The sequence below is a fragment of the Dyadobacter sp. genome, assembly GCF_051859145.1.
Taxonomy (GTDB): Bacteria; Bacteroidota; Bacteroidia; order Cytophagales; family Spirosomataceae; genus Dyadobacter.
Map to the genome: position 1 here is coordinate 1 of NZ_JBHYGF010000567.1, position 816 is coordinate 816.

General features: G+C 38.6%; 1 pseudogene. It reads right to left on the minus strand.

Annotation, left to right across the window (positions count from 1 at the left end):
• Window positions 1-816: pseudogene (locus tag ACTIE6_RS24170) on the minus strand (hypothetical protein); the annotation flags it as partial.

Below are 816 nucleotides of genomic sequence, written 5' to 3' on the forward strand. Positions count from 1 at the left end.
GCTTGAAACAGCGGCGTCAATGGATGATTAGGATAGTAATCGTCCGCAAACTGAAAACCATTATACCGCTGTTCCATTTTAGCAACCACTGCTGCCTCAGTATTCTTACCTTTTAAGTTTACAGTCATCCCTTTTCCATCTGTACCAAATACGTAATTTAGATGGATAAAAGTGGTGCTCTTGCCCGATCCAGCCACACCTGTGATGAAAAGAATGGGTGAAAAGTTATTTGCTTTAATGCCTACATCCCTGAATATGCTGAAGAGTAAAAAGGAGGCTGTTAGAAACCCTATATATTCTCCTTGGGCATTCGAAAAGAGTTCAAACCAATCGTTAAAGGTTACTTCATTTTCTGAATACTCAAATGCCGACGGGATCCCTTTTTGAAAGTATGGAAGCTTAAAATATTGATCATCATAATTGATAACACCATGTATATCTGGCCTGAGAATTTCCCCGGCTTTACTGATTGCAAGATTTGAAAAGAAATAGAGTTCGGAAGTGGGTTCCATACCGTACCTCAAAACTGACTTGGCCATAGGGAAAGCTGTGCTATCAAACAGAAACTTTCTCAGTTTTTGTAACTGAAGTGGGTTTAATGAAAAGCTAAGTTTGTATCCACCGAAAATCTTCTCTATTGCCCTCGCATCAAAAAGGTCATCATGTGGGACAGTAATGTAAATATTATCTTCCTCAGGACGACGAATCTCTATTATCCAGGTAATTCGTTCCTTCTCATCTTTTGTTTGAAATTTGATAAAAACAAGAAAATTCTCAGCTACGGTAAATGCACCCTTTCCGGATCTAATGGTAATT